This window comes from Sphingobacterium siyangense, from assembly GCF_007830445.1.
GTDB lineage: Bacteria > Bacteroidota > Bacteroidia > Sphingobacteriales > Sphingobacteriaceae > Sphingobacterium > Sphingobacterium siyangense.
Window position 1 is genome coordinate 1 of sequence record NZ_VLKR01000043.1, and the last position, 21,100, is coordinate 21,100.

Annotated in this window: 22 protein-coding genes; 21 read left to right on the forward strand and 1 reads right to left on the reverse strand. The window is 41.5% G+C overall.

Features of this window, described 5'->3' with window-relative positions:
• From IQ31_RS24655 to IQ31_RS24715, 14 genes are all read left to right on the forward strand, one after another.
• On the forward strand, positions 1–287 hold a 287-nt coding region (locus IQ31_RS24655), incomplete at its 5' end, for an integrase core domain-containing protein (protein WP_145330803.1).
• An 86-nt stretch (positions 288–373) separates the two neighbouring features.
• Positions 374–583 (forward strand): hypothetical protein, encoded by a 210-nt coding sequence (locus IQ31_RS24660; protein WP_208734385.1) that lies wholly within the window; start codon positions 374–376, stop codon positions 581–583.
• An 86-nt stretch (positions 584–669) separates the two neighbouring features.
• A complete protein-coding gene (locus IQ31_RS24665) occupies positions 670–1,455 on the forward strand; it encodes a hypothetical protein (RefSeq protein WP_145330805.1) in 786 nt (261 codons plus the stop codon).
• A gap of 18 nt (positions 1,456–1,473) precedes the next feature.
• Positions 1,474–2,616, forward strand: a complete 1,143-nt coding sequence (locus IQ31_RS24670; RefSeq protein ID WP_244294571.1) for a TraJ family protein — start codon at positions 1,474–1,476, stop codon at positions 2,614–2,616.
• Between the two features lie 21 nt (positions 2,617–2,637).
• Positions 2,638–3,258 (forward strand): conjugative transposon protein TraK, encoded by a 621-nt coding sequence (gene traK / locus IQ31_RS24675; protein WP_145330807.1) that lies wholly within the window; start codon positions 2,638–2,640, stop codon positions 3,256–3,258.
• The gene (locus tag IQ31_RS24680) at positions 3,236–3,676 is read left to right on the forward strand and encodes a hypothetical protein (RefSeq protein WP_145330809.1); all 441 of its coding nucleotides are present in this window, start codon (positions 3,236–3,238) and stop codon (positions 3,674–3,676) included. Before traK ends, IQ31_RS24680 begins: the two co-directional genes overlap by 23 nt.
• A gap of 15 nt (positions 3,677–3,691) precedes the next feature.
• Entirely contained in the window at positions 3,692–4,855 is a 1,164-nt protein-coding gene (gene traM / locus IQ31_RS24685; protein ID WP_145330811.1) for a conjugative transposon protein TraM, read from the forward strand.
• A gap of 20 nt (positions 4,856–4,875) precedes the next feature.
• Positions 4,876–5,724 (forward strand): conjugative transposon protein TraN, encoded by an 849-nt coding sequence (gene traN, locus IQ31_RS24690; RefSeq protein WP_145330813.1) that lies wholly within the window; start codon positions 4,876–4,878, stop codon positions 5,722–5,724.
• A gap of 35 nt (positions 5,725–5,759) precedes the next feature.
• Positions 5,760–7,796, forward strand: coding sequence for a TraM recognition domain-containing protein (locus IQ31_RS24695; protein WP_145330815.1), 2,037 nt, complete (start codon positions 5,760–5,762; stop codon positions 7,794–7,796).
• 53 nt (positions 7,797–7,849) lie between these two features.
• Positions 7,850–8,374 carry a M23 family metallopeptidase gene (locus IQ31_RS24700; protein ID WP_145330817.1) on the forward strand — a complete coding sequence of 175 codons (525 nt, stop codon included), beginning with the start codon at positions 7,850–7,852 and terminating at the stop codon, positions 8,372–8,374.
• 1 nt (position 8,375) lies between these two features.
• Positions 8,376–8,531, forward strand: coding sequence for a hypothetical protein (locus IQ31_RS27545; protein WP_157739352.1), 156 nt, complete (start codon positions 8,376–8,378; stop codon positions 8,529–8,531).
• Entirely contained in the window at positions 8,524–9,750 is a 1,227-nt protein-coding gene (locus IQ31_RS24705) for an ArdC family protein (protein WP_244294572.1), read from the forward strand. Before IQ31_RS27545 ends, IQ31_RS24705 begins: the two co-directional genes overlap by 8 nt.
• A 28-nt stretch (positions 9,751–9,778) precedes the next feature.
• Positions 9,779–10,594: a DUF4099 domain-containing protein gene (locus tag IQ31_RS24710; RefSeq protein ID WP_145330819.1), complete on the forward strand. Its 816-nt coding sequence runs from the start codon at positions 9,779–9,781 to the stop codon at positions 10,592–10,594.
• Positions 10,594–11,217: a hypothetical protein gene (locus IQ31_RS24715; protein ID WP_145330821.1), complete on the forward strand. Its 624-nt coding sequence runs from the start codon at positions 10,594–10,596 to the stop codon at positions 11,215–11,217. Before IQ31_RS24710 ends, IQ31_RS24715 begins: the two co-directional genes overlap by 1 nt.
• Before the next feature lie 326 nt (positions 11,218–11,543).
• On the opposite strand, the gene IQ31_RS24720 is transcribed toward IQ31_RS24715, so the two are convergent.
• Complete coding sequence (locus IQ31_RS24720; RefSeq protein WP_145330823.1) at positions 11,544–12,137, reverse strand: hypothetical protein; 594 nt, start codon at positions 12,135–12,137, stop codon at positions 11,544–11,546.
• A 342-nt stretch (positions 12,138–12,479) separates the two neighbouring features.
• Between IQ31_RS24720 and IQ31_RS24725 the strand changes: the two genes are divergently transcribed.
• The 7 genes from IQ31_RS24725 to IQ31_RS24755 all read left to right on the forward strand — a co-directional run bounded on the left by IQ31_RS24725 (position 12,480) and on the right by IQ31_RS24755 (position 20,943).
• Positions 12,480–12,758: a CRISPR-associated protein Cas2 gene (locus IQ31_RS24725; RefSeq protein WP_145330825.1), complete on the forward strand. Its 279-nt coding sequence runs from the start codon at positions 12,480–12,482 to the stop codon at positions 12,756–12,758.
• A gap of 74 nt (positions 12,759–12,832) precedes the next feature.
• Positions 12,833–13,837 carry a nucleotidyltransferase gene (locus tag IQ31_RS24730; RefSeq protein ID WP_145330827.1) on the forward strand — a complete coding sequence of 335 codons (1,005 nt, stop codon included), beginning with the start codon at positions 12,833–12,835 and terminating at the stop codon, positions 13,835–13,837.
• An 11-nt stretch (positions 13,838–13,848) separates the two neighbouring features.
• Complete coding sequence (locus tag IQ31_RS24735) at positions 13,849–14,718, forward strand: S-4TM family putative pore-forming effector (RefSeq protein ID WP_145330830.1); 870 nt, start codon at positions 13,849–13,851, stop codon at positions 14,716–14,718.
• Positions 14,719–14,749: 31 nt separating this feature from the next.
• Positions 14,750–15,826, forward strand: coding sequence for a DUF3800 domain-containing protein (locus tag IQ31_RS24740; protein ID WP_145330832.1), 1,077 nt, complete (start codon positions 14,750–14,752; stop codon positions 15,824–15,826).
• 198 nt (positions 15,827–16,024) lie between these two features.
• Positions 16,025–17,209 carry an SIR2 family protein gene (locus IQ31_RS24745; RefSeq protein ID WP_145330833.1) on the forward strand — a complete coding sequence of 395 codons (1,185 nt, stop codon included), beginning with the start codon at positions 16,025–16,027 and terminating at the stop codon, positions 17,207–17,209.
• Positions 17,206–19,089, forward strand: a complete 1,884-nt coding sequence (locus IQ31_RS24750) for an ATP-binding protein (RefSeq protein ID WP_145330835.1) — start codon at positions 17,206–17,208, stop codon at positions 19,087–19,089. The genes IQ31_RS24745 and IQ31_RS24750 overlap by 4 nt, the downstream gene beginning before the upstream one ends.
• 546 nt (positions 19,090–19,635) lie before the next feature.
• Positions 19,636–20,943 carry a site-specific integrase gene (locus tag IQ31_RS24755; RefSeq protein ID WP_145330837.1) on the forward strand — a complete coding sequence of 436 codons (1,308 nt, stop codon included), beginning with the start codon at positions 19,636–19,638 and terminating at the stop codon, positions 20,941–20,943.
• Positions 20,944–21,100: the final 157 nt, after the last annotated feature.

The following is a 21,100-nucleotide window of genomic DNA, read 5'->3' on the forward strand; positions in this document are numbered from 1 at the left end:
ATGCATGTGATGAGTTTAAGCTTATGCTAAATAAAAACGGTATAAAACAGAGCATGAGCCGTAAAGGTAACTGCTGGGATAACGCTGTAGCTGAAAGCTTTTTCAAAACACTGAAAACAGAATGCATATACCAGCATAAATTTCCTAATAGGGAGCTTGCAAAGCTAGAGGTCTTCAGGTACATTGAAGGATTTTACCACGCCAAAAGGATACATTCTGCAATTGGATATAGAACGCCAAATGAAATGGAAATGTTCTACCGATCAAAACAGAAATTAGCAGCATAAAAAGTCTCCACTTTTAAGTTGCAATTCCAATAAACCTTGCCGCCGAAGTCTCCGAGTTTGTTCTACAAGAGGAAAAAAACGTACTGATGGATTACGAAAAAAGAGACCACCTCATGCGGAAGATTATTTTGGAACTGAAAGTAATCCGGGCATTGGTGTTCAGCATGGAGAGGTCAATGTATTATGCAAAGATCAACGGCGTATTGAAAATGGCGAACCCATACCGAAACTTTATCAACATGGACAAACGCAAAGCGGACGAGATCATACGGAACTATTATCTACTAAAGGACTAAACATGAAACCATCATGATTTATTCAAACCACCTAATGGGATGAATAAATCTGATAGCTTCATCACTATTTAAAAACAATTATCCCGATGAAAAAGATAAATATCATTTGGCTACTGCTGTTCCTATTTTTCACAGGAACGATGGCCCAGAACGTGAAGCGACAGACCGATAAACATATCGTGAACCAACAGGAACGCATGGTTCATAAGCAATGGGATCGCAAGAAGTTTACGCCGACAAGTGGCTTTCTCGGTCTCAACTATCAATATTGGCTCACCTGGGCGTGGCATCCCAACTACCCCAAGACCGACCGCCGACCGTTGAGCGGTACAGGCCCGCAGACCTTGCGGATGGGTATGGTACTGGCCATGCAACAGACGGACGAAGCCTATAAAAAACACGCCGACACGATCCGAAATGTGGCGGTGACCGAAGCCCTCAATTATTCCGGTGTGGTCACAGATGCCGATCCCTTATGGCTCCTATATTACCGCAAGGAATTTGGAAACCTTATCGACGGAACAGAGGCCGATCCGCTCGCCGGACTTTCACCGGACGTCGGGGAGTATTTGAGAAATAAAGGTCTATTGGAATGGTACAGCGAAGAACGTGCAGAACTTAAAGAACGGTTGGAAGCAGCCCGAACAACCACGCTTGACCGAGGTAGCCGTATCATGGCCTATCACCGTTTGCTTGGGGAGCATAGAAAACTACTGTCCGCATGGGAAGCCAAAAAGAACTATGCCGCCAAATTCCTTTCATTGGCCAAGAACCGTGACCGCCTGCAAAGCGATAACCCCGATCTGCCGGAGTTTGCAACGGATCGTTCCGACGTCCAGATTGCGGAGGACATCCTAAAAAGAACCCATTAACCAAAATCAGATTACTTTATGGACTTTATCAACATAACGGGGCTAATGCCCCGTTTTTTATTGCAGGGAAATCCTGTAAATGTGCCGGACTCATTTAAAGACACGTTCAATTTTTTACAGGGGAACGGTGTCTATGAGGAGGGTGTTATGCACTTTCTCAAAGGCATGAAAAACACGATATGGACGCACTTCGATACGTTCATCACCGATGCACAGGCCCTTGCCGCTATTTTTATGCTCATATTCTTTGCCATCAAATCATACGAAATGATGGCGGGCGACAAAAAAATGGAAATCATGCCTTTATTACGCCCGTTCGGGCTGGTCATGGTCATTATCTGGTGGGGTACGTTTACCCGCGTACTGGCATACCCCACCGACATCGTGGCCGCCAAGACGGAAAGCCTGTTTGACAGCGGACAGATCGAGGTTAACAACCTACGCCTGCAACGTGCAAAACTCATGGTGGACGTTGCCGACCAACTGACCACCATACAGGCCGAAACAGAGATCGCCGAAAAAGAAGCCGATACGTGGTACGGTCAGGCATGGGATGCGGTCACCTCAACGGTAAAAGAGGGTTTTGCTTCGGTATGGAACCCAATCGTTGAACTTAAAAACCGTATGCAAGTGGGATTACAGCTACTGGCGACCTATACCTTAGAAACGTTGGCCGTCTGGGTATTGCGCATCTGCGTTTATATCATATTCATTATACAGATCATCTATTCGACCATCCTTATCATTTTAGGCCCGTTTAGTGTTGCCGTAAGTATCCTGCCTGCCTTTAGGGATTCCTTTGGTACGTGGATAGCCCGGTTTATCGCCGTTAATCTCTATTCGGGCATTGCCTATCTGGTCATGCACGTAGCCAGTTTATTCCAACAGTATGCAATGGAAGCCGAGATCACAAGGTATCAGCAGCTCCTTGAAAGTACGGGCGACACATTGGAGAAGATGGGCTGGTTTGCGGGCAATGGACTTTTGAGTTTCGGCATCGTCATCGTGACGTTTCTGATCGGAGGACTGACCATGCTCACCGTGCCGAGTATCAGCACATGGATCGTATCGACATCCGGCATCACCTCTGCCGCAAGCACAATGGGACGCGGAGCATCCAATATGGGCCGTGCCGCAAGAAAGATCATCGCCAAGTTTTAACCCTTTTAAACACTTCATTTCATGATAATAAAAAATATCGAAGCCAAGATCAGGCTTGCCACTTTTATTGCAGGGGCAAGCCTGATCGCCGCCCTGCTCATGGTGGTGGCGGTATCTTTTTTTGCCTACAAACAGGTGGGCAATGCACGGAAATCCGTGTATATACTTGATGCCAATAATGTACCCATCTCCGCAAGCCAAACCGACGTAGAGGTAAACAGGCCCGTGGAATACCGTACACATATCAACCTTTTCCATTCACTGTTCTTTACGCTCGCGCCCGACGAAAAGTTTATCGAATACCAGATGAAAAAAGCTATGTACCTGATCGATGAATCCGGTGCATTGCAGTACAACAACCTGCGGGAAAAAGGCTTTTTTAACTCCGTGCTATCGTCCAGCTCCGTGCTCACCATTCAAACGGACTCTATCCACGTCGATCCGGTAAAGAAATACTTTAAGTTTTATGGCAAACAGACCATAGATCGGCGCAGCTCTACCGTAATACGCTCGCTGGTAACAGAGGGCTATTTACGGGATCTTGAAATGCGAACGGAGAACAATGGTCACGGTGTACTGATAACCCGATGGAAAACACTCGAAAACAAAGACATCAGCTATGTTCAAAAAAATAACTTCTAACCGACCACCTGACACCACGTTGTGGACAGCTTTTTATAAGGAGTTTGGCAAGTACATCGATGGGAGCATCATACGTACCAAACGGTTTCTTGAAGCCCGGCCACGTGCTGTATTTTCGGCAATGGTCCTAAGTATCCTCGTTTCCGTTGGATGCTTTCTTTTTCTCCCAAAGGAAATGCCGAAGAAAGAACCCTTACAACTGTCCGTGCAACAGCCCCTAATGGACGGTATGGGCGGTATTGTCACCACCGTTTCAGCTTTAAAGGAACTGCTTGAAATCCGTACCGTCCTTGACACGCTTATGCAAAAGGACAGTTTGGACAGTGCCGACAGCCTGCTGATGGAAAGTGCCATCGACAGGATGCAAATACTCGAAAAACGACTGGCCGAAGCAAACAAACACCCAAATTCACCCTAATACAATCCAACAAACATGAAAATCAATTTCAGACAACCGCGCTATGTGTTACCCCTCATAGTGCTGCCTTTTCTATGCCTGTTTTTTTACGTCTACCAAACAGGTTTTGCAAAGGAAGAAGCACCCCAGCAAGAGGGCGATCCCTTGCAGGGGCAGATTGCCGAAGTATCGGAAGACGTCAAGAACCGTGCGCTGTCCGACAAACTTGCCGCCTACCGTGAGCAGTACCGCCGTGGTGATGGCTATACGGCCATAGGTCAGTTACAGGAGGAAAGAGCCGAGCAATTCCGGTTCGATGAACTCTACAACGAGGAAGAAAAGCGCAGGCTTGATTCCATCGAGCGGGCGCTAAAAAATCAGCGACCTGTTTCCACTAACGGAGATTCGGAAAATGACGACCAAGACCGGGCATTGCAACAGGCCCTTTCCTCATTACAGCGAAAACCCGAACCGACCAAAGCTGAACCGGACAAGACCGATCCGATGGAACTTTTCCGCAAACAGATGGCCTATGCGGACAGTATGGCAAGAGCGAATGACCCCGACGAACAGGCTGCCCGCAGGGAACGTGAACGCATGGAGGAAGCGAAAAAAGAACTCGAAAACCAGCCCCGTCTTACCGTTTCCAAATACGGTACAGGTCAGGGAGTATTCAACACCATCCGCCCCGAAAGCGACAATACTTTCATACAGGCCATCATTGACGAAAACATAACGGGTTATGCCGATTCCCGTCTACGGATACGGCTTATGGATGACCTATTGGTCGGCCAGCATGTCGTTAAGAAAGGTACGCACGTATTTGCAAGGATTTCCGGTTTTTCAGGACAACGGGTGCTGCTTACCATCACGTCCATTATGCACGAAAACAACATATTGCCCGTGAGGCTCGAAATCTACGATAATGACGGTTCCCCCGGACTGTACGTGCCCGCTTCGGCATTCAGGGAGTTTAGCCGCGAGCTTGGCGGTAACACCACGCAGGGAATTACCCTGCAACAACAGGCCGAAAACAACAGCCAGTTGGTCATGAGTGCCATTCAGCGGATGTTCCAATCCACAACGACCGCCGTATCAAAGCATATTCGGAAGAACAGGGCCAAACTGAAATTCAATACGATGGTGTACCTCATCGATCCCCAGGCACTCCGCCAAAACCAACAGAACTACAAACAGTAAAACCATTTTAAGAATTCACCATGAAAAAGAGACATCATTTTCTTATCCTTTTCCTTTTATGTTGTATCGGATATTCCGCCCACAGTCAACAGGCTACGGATACCCGATTAGGAACACTTCCCGAACTAAGCCTGCACCGTGGCCATACGGTGCATATCCTTTCACCCGAACCCATCCAATACGTTGACATCGCTTCGCACCATGTAACGGGCGACCTGCCCCTTGAAAACGTATTGCGGATCAAATTGAATGAGGATACCACGCAGACAGAACACCTCGATTATGAACTTGGAACAGTTACCATTATGGGCGATAATTTCGTGGCGCAATACCGTCTTACGGCCCCATTATGGATTAATGACGAGAGCATTCCGGCCATGCTGGAAATCAAACCGGAACACACCCGGCCTTTGGAACTTTCGGAAATCGGATTAAGCCGTAGCAATATGAAAAACCTTGCGCTCGGCCTGCTTACAAAAAGTGTTCACGATCCTGTACGAAGCACAAAGGAATACGGTGTAGGCATTGTACTTAACGGTATCAGCACATTGGGCGATTATATCTTTCTTGACGTATCATTTACCAATACCTCAAACCTTTCTTACAATGTGGATGAACTCCGGTTTTTCATTGAGGACAAGAAAATCACCAAAGCAACCAACGTGCAGACCGTCGAGATTAAACCCTTGTGGCAATACCAACCACTGACGGAATTTAAGAAGAAACACCGCAATGTGTTCGTACTAAAAAAGGCAACCTTTCCCGGCAGTAAGGTTCTTCGGGTAACGCTCACCGAAAAACAGATTTCAGGACGTACGGTCAACCTAAAAATAAAGTACGGCGATATTCTGAAAGCCGACACCTTGTAGGTCGGCTGTATCCAACCATTAAAAATCAAATTATTATGGAGGAAACCAAAGAGCAACAGGGGCTTTACCGTTCCCTGCAATTTGGCATATACCTATCCGTTGTCCTCGAAGTATTTCTTTTTTTCTATGTAGATAGCTTCCTCTTCACAGGAACAACCAATAACGGGTTGTTCCTGTTTGCGGAGAAACTTTCGAGGGTGCCGTTCTATGCCGAACTGATAAACAGCAAACTCTTTACACTCGTGCTGATCTGTCTGGTCTCCGTCGGAACACTGAGCCGAAAGAAAAAAGACCTCAATCCCAAGACCCAGATCGTATATCCTTTGGCATTGGGGATGCTTATCCTTTTTTCGGGACTATGGTTGCAGGGGCGTGAAGCAACCCCGATATGGCAATCGGTCAATTGGTATGACCTCGCCTATGTCACGAGTGCTTTTGCGGGAGCGATTTTGGTACACATGGCAATGGACAATGTATCCAAGATCATAAGATCCAATCTGGGAAAGGATCGCTGGAACGTCGAAGAAGAATCCTTTATGCAGCCGACCCAGCCCGTCGTAAGCCCGTATGCAATCAATATTCCGACCTTGTTCTATTACAAAGGAAAAGTCCGTAGAGGGTATATCTTAATTGAAAATATTTTTAGGGGCCTGCTTCTTTGCGGGGTTCCGGGCAGTGGAAAATCGTTTGGGATCATCATGCCGATCATCCGCCAAATGCTGGCCAATTCGTTTACCATGTGCCTATACGATCTGAAATACCCCGATCTCGGCAAAATTGCCTATTATCATTACCTGCTTGCCAAGCAGAACGGTCGGTGCAAGAATTACCGCTTCCATGTTATCAACCTCAATGAACCCGAAAAGAGCAGACGGGTAAACCCTTTGAAACGGGAGTATCTTAATACCCTTGCAGATGCTTCGGAAACGGCCGAAGCGCTCGTTGAAGCATTGAAAAAGGGAGACAAAAGCGGTGGTAGCGACCAATTCTTTACACAGTCTGCGATCAACTTCCTTGCCGCCTGTATTTACTTTTTCAGTAGCTATCAAGATGGACGCTATTCCAGTCTGCCCCATATACTTGCGTTTCTTAATCTGTCTTATGAACAGATTTTTACGGTGCTGTTCAGTAACGGGGAGCTTGCTTCCCTTTTGTCGCCGTTCATGTCTGCCTACAAGGCGAAATCGTACGATCAGTTGGAGGGGCAAGTTGGAACGCTAAAAATCTTTATCAGCAGAATGGCCACCAAAGAAACGTTCTGGGTTTTCGGTGCGGATGATTTTGAACTACAGGTCAGCAACCCCAAACACCCCGGTGTTCTGGTGCTTGCCAATGACCCGCGAACCCAGAGCATCAACTCCGCTTGTCTGTCGGTGGTACTTAATCGGGTAACCAAACTTATCAATACGAAAGGCAATTTACCCATCGGTTTAGTGGTGGATGAGGCCACAAGCCTCTATATTCACCGTGTTGACTTATTGGTGGCACAGAGCAGATCCAATTTTTCTGGGGTGGTCTTGGGGCTTCAGGAGTTGCCTATGTTACGCCAACAATACGGTAAGGAAACGGCCGAAACGATCACGTCCATCATGGGTAATGTACTGTCCGGTGCGGTCAGGAGCAAAGAAACGTTAGAATGGCTGGAACGTCTGTTTGGCAAGGTCAAGCAGACGGGAGAAAGCCTAAGCATCGACCGTACGAAAACCTCGCTATCCCTGAATGAAAAACTTGAACCGCTGATACCCGCCGGAAAGATAGCATCATTAAAAGCGGGTGAAATTGTCGGCATCGTTGCCCGTGATACAATGGAAACCTACACGGGCAAATACGAGACCACGGCGGTTAACTGCCGTGTCAATCTGGACATGGAAGCCATCAAAAAAGAAGAAGCAAATTATCGGGAACTGCCGACCTATTACGACTTTGGTGATCGAAAAGAAGAAATCCTATTGGACAATTTTTTCCGTATCAACAGGGAGGTTGAAGAAATTATCGAACAGTTTATTCCCGTTCAGGACAACATACAATTCCCCACACCAAGTGAAATAACGGAGTACAACAAAAGAAAATAGTCACCCGACTTTTTTAACGGAATATAAGCCGTTAAACCAAAATCCAAAACATCATGAAGAAATCCGAACGTTCCGCATACCTACGGAACAGAATTGCCGTACCAAGCCTTTTTTGGGGTTGGTTGATGCTTGTTCCCTTTATGCTTTGTGGACAGGTTATCGACTATAGCCCACCGTTGGACAAGTTAAAGGTTACATCGCCATTCGGATACCGTATCCACCCGATCAGCGGTAAGGCTTCACACCATAACGGTGTTGACTTTGCCGCCCGTTCCGATCCCGTTTTCAATGTACTTGACGGCCGGGTTAAAGAAACAGGAAAACATAAGTTGCTCGGCAAGTACATACGCATAGCACATGGCGAAATAGAAACCATTTACGGGCATCTTTCCCATATACTCGTTTCACCGCGTGACACGGTTATAGCGGGACAGCCTATAGCCATCACCGGAAGCACAGGCAGAGCGACAGGAGAACACCTGCATTTTTCGGTGAAATTCAACGGTAAATTCCTTGACCCTTTGAAATTCCTGCGCAGGATAAAAGAAAAATCAGATCAACCCTTAAACATCGAATAATATGGACTATCATTTAAGATCACTGCAACAAAAACTAAGTGTTCTGGCCAGTGGTGAGGACATTGGACTAACACCAGCGGAAGCAGCCATTTATGGCGTGGAATACGCCGATGAATGGCCGGACGACGAATCCCCGGAGGTGGACGAAGATGAGTAGCAAAAATTCAAAATCCCTGCATGAAATAGTTGCAGCGAACATCATCAAGAAACTTGAACAAGGTACGGCACCGTGGCAGAAGCCGTGGAACAGCAATACTCCAGCTTTTGAACTGCCCTATAATGCGATTACGGGTAACCGTTACAAAGGGATTAACAGCCTGTCGCTGTTATCGTCAGACCGAGAAGACCCGCGTTGGATGACGTTCAATCAGGCTTCCGCAAAAGGTTGGAAAGTGCGAAAGGGAGAAAAAGCATCCCTGATCCAATTTGTCAAGACCCATGAGCTTGTTACCAAAAGAGACGAACAGGGCAAGCCAATCTTGGATGAAAAGGGTAAACCCGTAAAAGCCAAAGTAGGTCTGAACAGAGCCATAATTACCAGCGCATGGGTATTCAATGCGCTGCAGATCGACGGTATCGAACCTTTGGTAAAACCCGACGTAAAGCAATTCCAATGGGACGCTATCCAACGGGCAGAGAATATCATTCAGGCTTCGGGAGCAGACATAACCCACAAATCAGGAGATCGGGCCTATTACAGTCCGGCACTCGATAGTATCACCATGCCCATGCGGGAACAATTCGACGCATCGGATAAGTATTATGCCACGCTGCTCCATGAGCTCGGCCATTGGACGGGACACAAAGACCGTCTGGACAGAAGTATGGTTGACAGTTTTGGCACAGAGGGTTATGCCCGCGAGGAACTCCGCGCCGAAATCGCTTCGATGCTTATCGGTCAGGAACTCAACATAGGCCATGATCCAGGCCAGCACGTTGCCTACGTGGAAAGTTGGATACAGATATTGCGTGACACACCTTTTGAAATACATGCCGCCGCTGCCGATGCCGAAAAAATCCTTAATTACCTTTTGGCATTTGAGCAAAAAAGGGAGATCAAAGCTACCGCTAATGTTCAGACCGAGGTACAGGCCGACGCAAAATCACAAAGGACAAAAGAAAGCAGCCTGTCCATAGGTGATGAAATTGCCTATAACAATACCGTCTACAAAGTGCAAGGTCATCTGAAACGTGGCCGTATGCGTGTGGAAGACCTAACTACAGGAAATATTTTCCCCCTGTCGAAAACTGATCGGTTATACGGTTCACTGCTCCATGCCAAACAGCATCCCGATGCTGTTAAGGTAAGTGAAGACCTGCACCGCCCGGTACATGCCGAAAAGGAAGCTGTTGCCGCCTATGGTATCAGAAGATAAAATCTAAAACTTAACAAACAATTACATCATGAAATATCCAATCAACGAAAATGAAATGCCCCTAAATGAACTTGAAAAATTGGGGCTTTACAAAGACGGAGGGTTCAGCATCAGTCCGGAGAATATCGATGCCCTGCTTGCAGGGAGAAGAACCGATATGTTGAGCATGGCAGGTCTGAACATCGACGGGCTTGCCATCCGTCAACTCGATGCCAAGTTATCCCTTAGCCGGAATGAGCTCGGCGACATCCAACTCAACATACATCCCATTTACCGAGAACCACAATGGCATCCCTTATTGAGCGATGACGAGGAAAAAGCCCTGATCGCAGGAGAACAGCACGTAGTCAGCAAGGAACAGGACATTGACGGTAATAAAAAGAAGAAAGTCATCATTGAATATGACGACTTGACGAGGGAGTTTATAGCGTATGAACCCGAAGAAGTACAGGCCCCAATCCGAGTAAACGGCGAAGAACTTTCGGAGAAGCAACAGGAGGCTTTCCGCAACGGTGAAGTGGTAGAACTCACAGATGGAACCAAAATCCAGCATTCGGCGACTGACAACAAGGGTATCCGTTCAGACCGAAAACGGCTCATCCTATCGGTGCTTTTGGACGGCGGTATATCTTACTTGGTTTTCCGAGGTATCAATAACCTAAAAGGTAGGTTTGAACCGCAGAGCGAGGGATATAGTGAGGGATATAACCGCGCATTGGCGGATATAATGATGGCCGATAAAAAACAGGAAGACAGAGGCAATGAGAAAACCGTTCAAGACCTCATGCTAAATCTCAGTGATAAACAGGAAAGCAGAAGCTACGGACGTGGCGTTGCAAGGTAATGGTATTTCTTCGATTAAAGTCCGAAGTACGGAACTTCTTTGCACCACATATCAATATAGTCGAGGGCAACATTCAGTTTCCTTATACATTGGAAAATCAGGTATTAGCCCAAGAACATTGGCATGAAAATGGTGTCCGTATTCCTGTCTGTAAAGGTATGTGGTTGGTGACGGACGGCTTGCCTGTATCCGTCACCCATCTTTTTATCGGTCATTCCGCAAGCGATCTGTTGTGCTTTTGCCATTATCACCCCAATTGGGTTAATCCGCCCTGTTTGAGTGCATTTGCTTCTTTGGGTTTACTACCAACTAAAGAACAGTTTACTTGGCTTAAAATCCTATTCCCGAACGCTAAAATACATACCGTATTAGATGCGGGAATAAGTGGTCGTGTAGCTGATTGCAAAGTGGCAACTTGGCAACTCGGTAAAAATGCAAGGTTTCGTCTGGCCGATGACAACGGAGAGTTTTATTACAACAAAAAGAGGTACCGTATTCCGGTCAATATCTTTTCATTGAGCCGCTTTGAAAAAATATCCGGTATGCGTTCGGGTATCCGAACGCATAAACCAAAAGCGCCATTTGAAACGTTCTATCAATCCTTTAGAAACGGGTTAATCTGAACCAGCCCACCTATACCCCTGATCCTTTATTGGATCAGGGGTTTTTGTCGTATATCAACTCAAAAAATGCTTATCTATGTTGAGAGTATTAAGATGGTAACCTGAACAATAGGTCGATCGAAATTATTTAAGAGCATAAAATATAGTTATACTGCAATATCAATCCTTTTAGATTATTGAATAAAGACAACTGCAATTGCTGATTTACGAAAAATACTGTTCCCAACGTTGTTGAAAGTCATTGTTTAGTGTTGATTTCCATGTTAATAAATACTCAACAATATGATATTAAGAACTTTTTAATTTGACCAAACCATGTGCTCGAATTATTTTAGAATTTGGGAAAGTGCCGGTAAAAAAGGAGCAAACACCGTCATATGGTTTGCTGCTGCTGCTATAAAATTTTGATAGGCACTTGTGAAGTCTTTTTTACCTTGGTTACTTTCCATTTCTCTCACCAGATTTATTAATGTCCGGTTACCCGACAACTGCTCCTCGATCACTTTGACCAACGAGGAAAATAATATCCCCTCAATTCCACCTGAAACAACATTATTGGAATTATCAATGGAATCGTGATAGATCCGTGTATTATTTCCGCTAAGATGGTAAGTGACCGAGGAATACTGCTCTTTTTTAACGGCATTACCTTTGCTGACTTGGCATTCATACCGCTCCGGTGCGATTCTTCCACGAGGTTTGTACCCGCTGTCCAAAACAGTAAAATTTTCTATTCTGTCACCGGGTAAATCCCTTACTAGGCTGTCACCGTCTTCAATGTACCAACCAGCCGGAAGGTGTTCTGAATATATAAGTATCGTATTGTTTTTCGAATCAACATTTGCTTTGATTTCCGAAGAAACAGATTCACTATTTGCTTTGACTATTCGGACAATATCGTTTTGGTTTTTCCCAAACATGGTTTAAATATTTGATGTACAAATATAATGTATCATTTGAATTTATAGATCATGGAAAGATGTAAGAATCCCGATTTCGATAGCAACAAGAAAAATATCCTTTTGACACGCAAAACTAATCCTAACTGACAGATTTTCAGTCAACGTATATACCAAGCTGACAAAAGCATGACAATATTAAATTGGTACTGCAATTGATGATCATCCATACCTTACTGCTAAAGAGGAAAAGTATTAAGGCATAGAGGATTATTGCCGATTTTATTCGGCGAGACAACTATTATCAATCATCTATTGTCAAGACCTTGTGGAATAGCTCAAAGCGGAACTTAAATTTTTGATATGAAAAAAGCTTACGTAATAAACTATGATCTAAACAACACGAAGGATTATGATACATTGTTTGCGGAGATACATACGCTCGGCGGTAAACGCGTCTTAAAATCTTGTTGGTTGATTATGTCTTCCTTTTCAGCAAAAGCCATTAGATATCGATTATTATCACTAATGGATGGCGATGATGGGATTTTCGTTGTACGTGCTCATGGGGCGGCTGCGTGGCGCAAAGTCGAATGCGCAAATAAATGGTTGAAAGAGAATTTACAATCACAGATGGCCTAAAGTCTTTACTACTTCTGTTAAATACAGAAACAGTTGCTTATTTTTAACTTATTTTTTTACAAAACAAACTAATTATGGCCTCAACCGTAAACAGCGCTTTCCATGAGTTTATGTCTAACGTGATCAGGATACATCCTGACAGGAATGATATAGCCAAAAAAAGTAAAGCAAATCTTGTTACTGAAATCAAGAAGTTCCCTAATGACGGAAAGTTCTTGACCTTACATTCAGATTTACCCAGCATCGATTATGGGTCTTTCTCTCGTAAAACCAAAATACGTCCGTTGGACGACATCGATTTAATGATTGTCCTGCATGCCCAGGGAAATTGGCGTGAATCAAATTATGCAGGAGGATATATAATTCGGGTACCGCAAGATGCCGATAAACAATTGGCACTATGCAATGTCGGGACTAACATACTTAATTCTATCAAAGTAATTAATAAGTTCAAGGATTATCTAGGCAAAGTGCCTTCTTATAAAAAAGCCGAAATAAAACGTAATCAGGAAGCGGTGACTTTAGAACTGGGTTATGAATGGGTTTATGATATCGTTCCATGTTTCATTACTGCTCCGGATAATACCGGAAGAGATTTTTTCCTTATACCAGATGGTAGCGGCAATTGGAAACCTACCGATCCTAGGATAGACAAACGAAGAACTACCGGCATTAACGGCAAGCACCAGATTTCCGTACTGGATATGATCAGAATTATGAAGTACTGGACGAAACGCCGAACGGCCGCAACAATGGGATCATATTTCCTTGAATGTCTTATCTTGCAGTATTATGATTCATATGGTATAACCAGTAGCAATTATATTGACATAGAGCTGCCGAGTTTGTTTGCATACATTTATAACCAGATTCATAATCCACTAGCTGATCCAAAAGGCTTTCAGGGAAATCTTAATACACTCACTTGGGAAGAACGCAATTCAATAAAAACCAGAGCGCAATTGGACTACAATCGTGCAGTTGAAGCTAGACAGTTAGAGACCGATGGAAAGCAAAAGGAATCCATTACAAAATGGCGAGAAATATTTGGTCTAGAATTTCCTTACTATACGATTTGAATTTTAGCAATATGAATGATATAAAAACAAGGCAGGAACTGCCCGAGAACATGGGCTTGCTAAAAGCCCAAAGAGTAATCTATGCAGATGCAAAAAGAATCTACAGGTGGCAACTAACCATCACCATAATTATTGTCGTATTCTTGAACTTTACAAAACTCGTTGCCAAAGATCTTTGGCAAGTCGATGTTACGGTCTACGTTGGTTTGATATCGGTAGGTATTACCTTATTCGACGTTCTGTTTTTATCCGGCTACCTTTCTAAATTCAAAACAAATGGCGCGAAAGTACAGGAACTTTTTGATTGTAGTGTGTATGCCATGGAGTGGAATGAAACAAATAGTGGCGAAAAGCCTGAAAATTCAGTCATTGATGAAGCGGAACAAAAATATGTCTATAATCCTAGAGCGCCTCTGAACAACTGGTACCATATTGAATTAGAAGGGTTAAACCATGAACAGGCTGTGCTTCGCTGTCAGGAAACAAATTTGGAATATGATCGGAAATTAAGATATCATTTTAAGAACGATTGCATGATTATCTGTTTATTGGTTGTTATTGGTTCATTCACAATCGCGACTGTAATCGATGCATCCATTCAAGGATACTTACTCAACTTCGTTACACCGACTTTGCCACTTATTGTAGTTCTGATCAGATTGATACTGGATAATCAGAAGGCTGCCAAATCTTTGGAAGAGGTCAGGAAGGCTGCAAGAAAGCTACGATCGGCCGATGCGGTCCCTACAATGGCACAGTTGCGCCAGGTACAGGATAAACTTTACTGTAGTAGAAAAGATAGCACTTTAATTCCTGAAAATTACTATCACTATCGGAGATCTAAACTTGAAAGATCCACAAAAATCAACGTGGGTTCTTAGTTACAAACTTATGCTATTTTAATCAAGAAGAATGATTTATTTTGACGAGGCAGGGAACACAGGCGATTATCTGCTAGATCCTAATCAACCAGCTTTTACATTATTATCACATGATTTTTCATTAACCGAATCATCAGATATATTAGCACCATTGCTAGGACAAGTTAAGGCCGACGAATTGCATTTTGCTAAACTTAGAAAGAGGCGAAGTTATCTTAAACCTCTCGAAAGTATCTTTAATCACGATTTGATGATGAAAGATCGAGTTTACTACTATACTGCTGATAAATTCTTCGTTACGACCATTCATTTAATAGATAGACTTCTGGAGTATTTGATGGATGAAATGGGATATGACCTCTATCAGAATGGAGAAAATATTACATCAGCAAATATGTTACATTTTTTAGGAACTCAGGTGTGCGATGAGAAAGAATATAGAAAAGCATGTTTGTTGTTTTTGAGGTGGGTCAAGGAAAGAACCATTATTACGGCAAATGAATTTTACAGTCAATGGCATAAAGTAGCACAAACTTGCCCTCACGAGATGAGAACCCTGTTTGACTTAATCTTATCCACAAAGGGATATATAAATGATATAACAGTAGGGTTTAGCGAAAAATACACATTAGATCCTACGTTATCAATGTTTAAGGCCTCGTGCGTCCATTGGTCGAAGCTACATCAAGAAATAGACCGGGTATACGTGGATACATCCAAACCCTTAGCCTATTTCGAGGATCTGCTGGAATTTCAGAAAAACGCCGATGACGTCATAGTAGGATATGGTAGAAATCAATATAGCTTCAAAATAAAAATTGGTGAGATCATTCCTGTTAACAGCAAAGAACATTTACCAATCCAATTAGCGGACATTCTAGTTTCGGGAGTTAATCATCATATTAAATATGTTATAGAAGGAAAAAATGATGAACTGAGCGAAATGATTTCACATTCCAAACTTTACAACCTAAGTTCCAGGAACTCAATGTGGCCGACTAAAAATGTCACGCCTGAATCAATAGATATGGATGGAGCAAATATTGGAATCAATCCGCTAGATTTTTTTGTCTATCAATCGATAAAATACAATTTCAAGTCTAAGTAGAAGAAAGGGAGGTAAGCACATGTTGTGGTCAGGGATTTTTGTTGTTAACGATTAAAAATATAAATACTTTTTTTTGCGAAACAAATCTAATTATATCTCTTAAGCCTGTTGTTCTCCAAGAAATATCCCTATTTCTTATAAATTGGATATGATGGAGAAGTAGCTTATCTTTATTTCTTTAACTCAATCCAATTTTATATGGATCACGATAAATTTAAGAAAATTATTGAAAGTTGTCACTTGAACTTTTTAATTGGTTCGGGTGCTTCACGAAATTACTTTGCAACATTAGGAAATGTAGAAGAACTTTTGACGGAGTTGTCGGAGCAGCCTGCGTCTAAAGAAAGAGATATTGTCGAGGTTTCAATAAAAAAGGACTATTTCGATAAAGCTATCTCTGGAAATCTGTTTATTCATAATAGTGGTGGTTTGACAGACCCAGATAGGATTGACGATTTGGAGAAAACTAAAACGAATTATAGGGATTTTTTAATAGCATTAAATATCATCTTACTTCGAAGACGTAGTAATATAATTAGCCGACAAGTCAATTTATTTACCACCAATATGGATATTTTTCTTGATTGTACTCTTGAATCTGTCAATTTGGAATATAATGACGGTTTCTCAGGTAAAATTAATCCTGTATTTTCAACAAGTAACTATCATAAGAGTATTTTTCAAAAGAGTCCTCATTATGACAACAAGGCGGAACTACCCCTTTTTAACTTGTATAAAATGCACGGGTCGGTTACTTGGAAAAGTGATACCAATCAGATTGCGTTTGACAGTCAATTGCAGTTGATACGGGAAATAAATAAAATCGATATTAAAAAAAAGCTGATCGAAGAGTTTTGGAACGGCGATCAATTAAAATCTATATCAGTTTTGTTGACGGAAGCTGGAAAATTGGAGGAAGATAAAAGTTTTACGGAGTTTCTGAATGCATATAATAAACTTGAGATTATTAATCCGACTAAAGAAAAGTTTAATACAACAACGATTCAATACAACTTTTATGAATTGTTACGTATGTATTCCAATGAACTTGAAAAAGAAAATTCCGTTTTATTTGTATTTGGTTTTTCATTTGCGGACGAGCATATCAGAGAAATCACAAAAAGAGTGGCAAATTCTAATCCAACGTTGTTGATTTGTGTGTTCGCCTATGATGACCAAGCAAAAAAAGATATTGAAGAAAAACTTCACTTTGAAGACATAAAATTCAAAAATATAGAGATTGTCATAGGGGGGACGCTATCTGACCTTAATAACGACTGGTTTAAAAATTTGGCAGTCGAGCTTGACGCTGACCAATATGCCGTTAAAAAAAGTGATATTACTGTCAACGTTTCTTTACCACAACAAGCAGATAAGGTATGAATACATTAGATAGTATTTTAAAAATCGGAGGGGTAGTATCTGTCAAAGGCCGAAGCGTTGAGATAAAAGTCGATACTGTAAAAAATGCATCTCATTTATTATACAAAGGCGAGTTATTGAAAAATGTTTCCGTAGGAAGTTATATCAAGATTGCCAAAGGATTTACCCATTTGGTAGGAAAAATCGAGGGGGAATACATTAACGAAAATAAATTTGAAAGTTCGAACACCTACTATAGTGAGCAGGGAAAAATTAAACGTTTGCTACAGATTAGTCTTATAGGTTTTTTGGAGGGAGGGATTTTTAAACAGGGAATTAAAGAATTACCACTTGTTGACAATGAGGCGTATTTACTCACCCAACATGAGTTTAATCTTGTTCACAAATTTGTAAAAGACGAAGAAGAAACCTTTATACTCGGCGCGTTAGCTCAAGAGAAAGGCAAATCTATAGAATTAAGCATCGATAGATTATTGGCAAGTCATATAGGAATATTTGGGAACACTGGAAGTGGGAAATCATACACGCTGGCTAAGCTATACCACGAAATACTTAACAAATATAAATCCGAACCCGCATTCCAAAAAAATGCACGCTTCCTGCTGATTGATTTTAATGGGGAATATATGTGTCCAGAGGAGGACAAGGTTGATGAAGTAATAATATCGTCAGAATACAAACAAGTCTATCGCCTTTCAACCGGCAGAGATGGCAGTAAAAATAAATATCGGCTATCTAATGCAGTCATAAACGATAGCCAGTTCTGGTCCTTGATCTTGCATTGTACGGAAAAAACACAGGCGCCTTTTATCTCTCGAGCGTTGAAAAATGACTTTCTGGATGCCAATATGAAAACCAATGAGGGCTTCTTAAAACTGATCGCGGTCACAATTGAACATATTACTACTAAGGTAAGCCAAAATCAAGAAAAAAATTTAGTCTTTACATTTCTCGAAGAACTTGCTCAATTCGGCTTAGCTGATAAGGTGAATAATTTCAGGGCATTTTATAAGGATTACCGCGATAATTTACAATTTAATAGCAACAATAAAGTTTTCTATTATAACACAATCTATTCGAATACAACTGATTTCGTTCCTAAAATTATCCAAGAAAAAGTAAAGGTACTGGAACCAGATATTACGAAATTCTCTATTATACATTGTATAAGATTAAAAATAATATTTCAATTCTATTACGAGATTCAAAACGGTTTCTCTAACAAAGAACATATAGGGCCTGTAATGGGTAGGTTGGATGATCGTATTAGTGATTTGGAAAAAGTAGTCGATATAACTGATGAAAGAGATGATAATGCTATTTTGTCAATTATTTCTTTGAAAGACGTAAATATACAGATGAGGAAAATCTTGCCTATGGTTATCTGTAAGCAGATATATGAACAAAAGAAAGCAAAAATTGACCGCGATAAGTATCTAAATATAATTATAGATGAGGCTCATAACATTCTTTCCTACAATTCGGAACGTGAGAGCGAAAGTTGGAAGGATTATCGATTAGAAACGTTTGAGGAAATTATAAAAGAAGGTCGTAAATTCGGGGTCTTTCTCACTATAGCAAGCCAGCGACCGTCCGATATTTCTGGCACAATTATTTCGCAGCTACATAATTATATGCTTCATCGCCTTATAAACAATAAAGATATCGAAGCTGTTGAGAAGACGATTTCTTATTTAGACAAAGTTTCATTCGACTCTTTACCTATACTACCGCAAGGCAGTTGTATCTTAGCAGGTATTTCAGCTCAATTACCTGTAGTCATTGAAGTTGGCCCTATTCCTGACAAAAACAGGCCGCATAACGAAACAATGATACTAACAAAACATTGGAGGGGAGAACCTTATTTGTCAGATGCTTAGAGAAAAGCGATAGTAAATATTTTGTATGCAATTTATATCGCACTATATTATAACGGGCACCCCGAATTTGACTTGCTCATAAATAGAATAAGCAAGTGTATCGAAACGATATAAAAAGTAATTTACAAACGAATCCCACAGTCTAAACAAAAACCTCTCTACGTTACAGCCCGTACCACCATAATCGAATCCACAAAAGACCGTAACAAATACGTAACGGAAGAAAATTTTGCGATTTCAAAAATTGTACATATATTGCCTCTGTAAAGCAGAAATGGCGTTTTTCAACCATTTCCAAGATATATGACCATCAGACTCATAATCTTTTGGTCCCTGGTTCGAGCCCAGGTGGGAGCACAAAGCAAAAAAGCGGCTTTTCTATGCGAAAAAGCCGCTTTTTTTGTTTCTTCGCATCAATTTCCATTGATGTGATGGCCATGGGTAAAGTACCCTATTCGGCCGGTTTTGCATAGTTTTTTGTTGAACTTCACGTAAAAATGTAACAAATATGTAACGGTACTTTTTACGTGCTAAAGAAAAAAAATTATGGCAACCGTAAGCGCAAAAGTTTATGAACACCACAAAAAATCTGATGGCACCTACAATGTAAAAATCTGTGTCTATCACAAAGGAGAAAGAAGGTTTTTGGACACTAACCATTATGTCGTTCAAAAGCAGCTGACCAAAACCAAAAAGATCAAGGACACATTTATTCTTGATAAACTAAATGAACAACTCAAGGAATATCGCAAAGCAATCAGTGACCTTGACGCCATGCTGGAAAATTTTACGGCTGAATCTTTAAGGGACTACTTAAAAGACAGGGATGAAGATGTAGAATTCATTCAATTTTGCAAGGAACATATCAATAGCCTAAAGACAGACGGCAGGACTGGAACCGCTAAAAATCATTCAGCGATCTGCAACAGTTTAGTAGATTATTTCAAACGGCAGAAGGTATCTATAAAGGAAATAAACTCAAACATGTTATTATCATATGAGAGATTTTTAAAATCAGATCGGATTATGACGAGGTTAAATCAATTCGGCAAGCCTGTTGTAACTACAGAAAAAGGTTTATCTGATAGCGGGTTACATAATCACATGCGTGACCTCAGAACACTATTTAACGAGGCTAGAAGAAAATATAACAATGAAGATTTAGGTATTTATAGAATTAAGCACTACCCTTTTCAACGATATAAAGTCGGGTCCCCTCCGATAACAAAAAAAAGAAACAATGAAATCGATGATGTTTTAAAATTAAGAGATTGTCCTACAGTTCCAAATAGCAGAGCTGAATTAGCCAAAGAACTTTATATGCTATCATTTTATCTCTGTGGAATCAATGCTGTTGATCTCTACTATCTTAGCTTACAAAATATTAGAAACGGTCGAATTGATTATAATCGAAAAAAAACCAAGGACTTACGAAAAGATAACGCATTTATTAGCATTAGAATAATACAAGAGGCAAGACCTCTTCTTGAAAAATACGTTGAAAAACTAAAATGCAGATATAAAAGTCCAAATTATCTGAATTATGCACTTTCTAAAGGAATGGCTCATCTACGAAACTTAACCGGAATTAAAAATCTAACCCTATATTGGGCAAGACACACTTTTGCTAATACGGCCAGGAATAGATGTCGATTAAATAAAGATGATGTCTCTCTCGCTTTAAATCATGTAGATGAAGGAAATAGAGTTACTGATATATATATTGAAAAAGACTGGAAAATTGTTGACGATGTTCAAAAGAAAGTTATGAGAATTCTTAGAAAAATCGAGTCCAAGAAAGATAAACCTAAGAAATCTAAAAAAAAGAAGAAGATAAACAAACAAGCTGCTTAAGTCATACTGCAACGAAATTATTCGTTGCAGTATACTTTTTTTTAATTATAATCTGCTATTATGAAAACAATACTGTTATTCTTTATCATTTGTATCTTATCTACAATCGGTTTTTTCGGAGCGCTCAGCATGACGACGCCCTGGATTGGATTTTCGG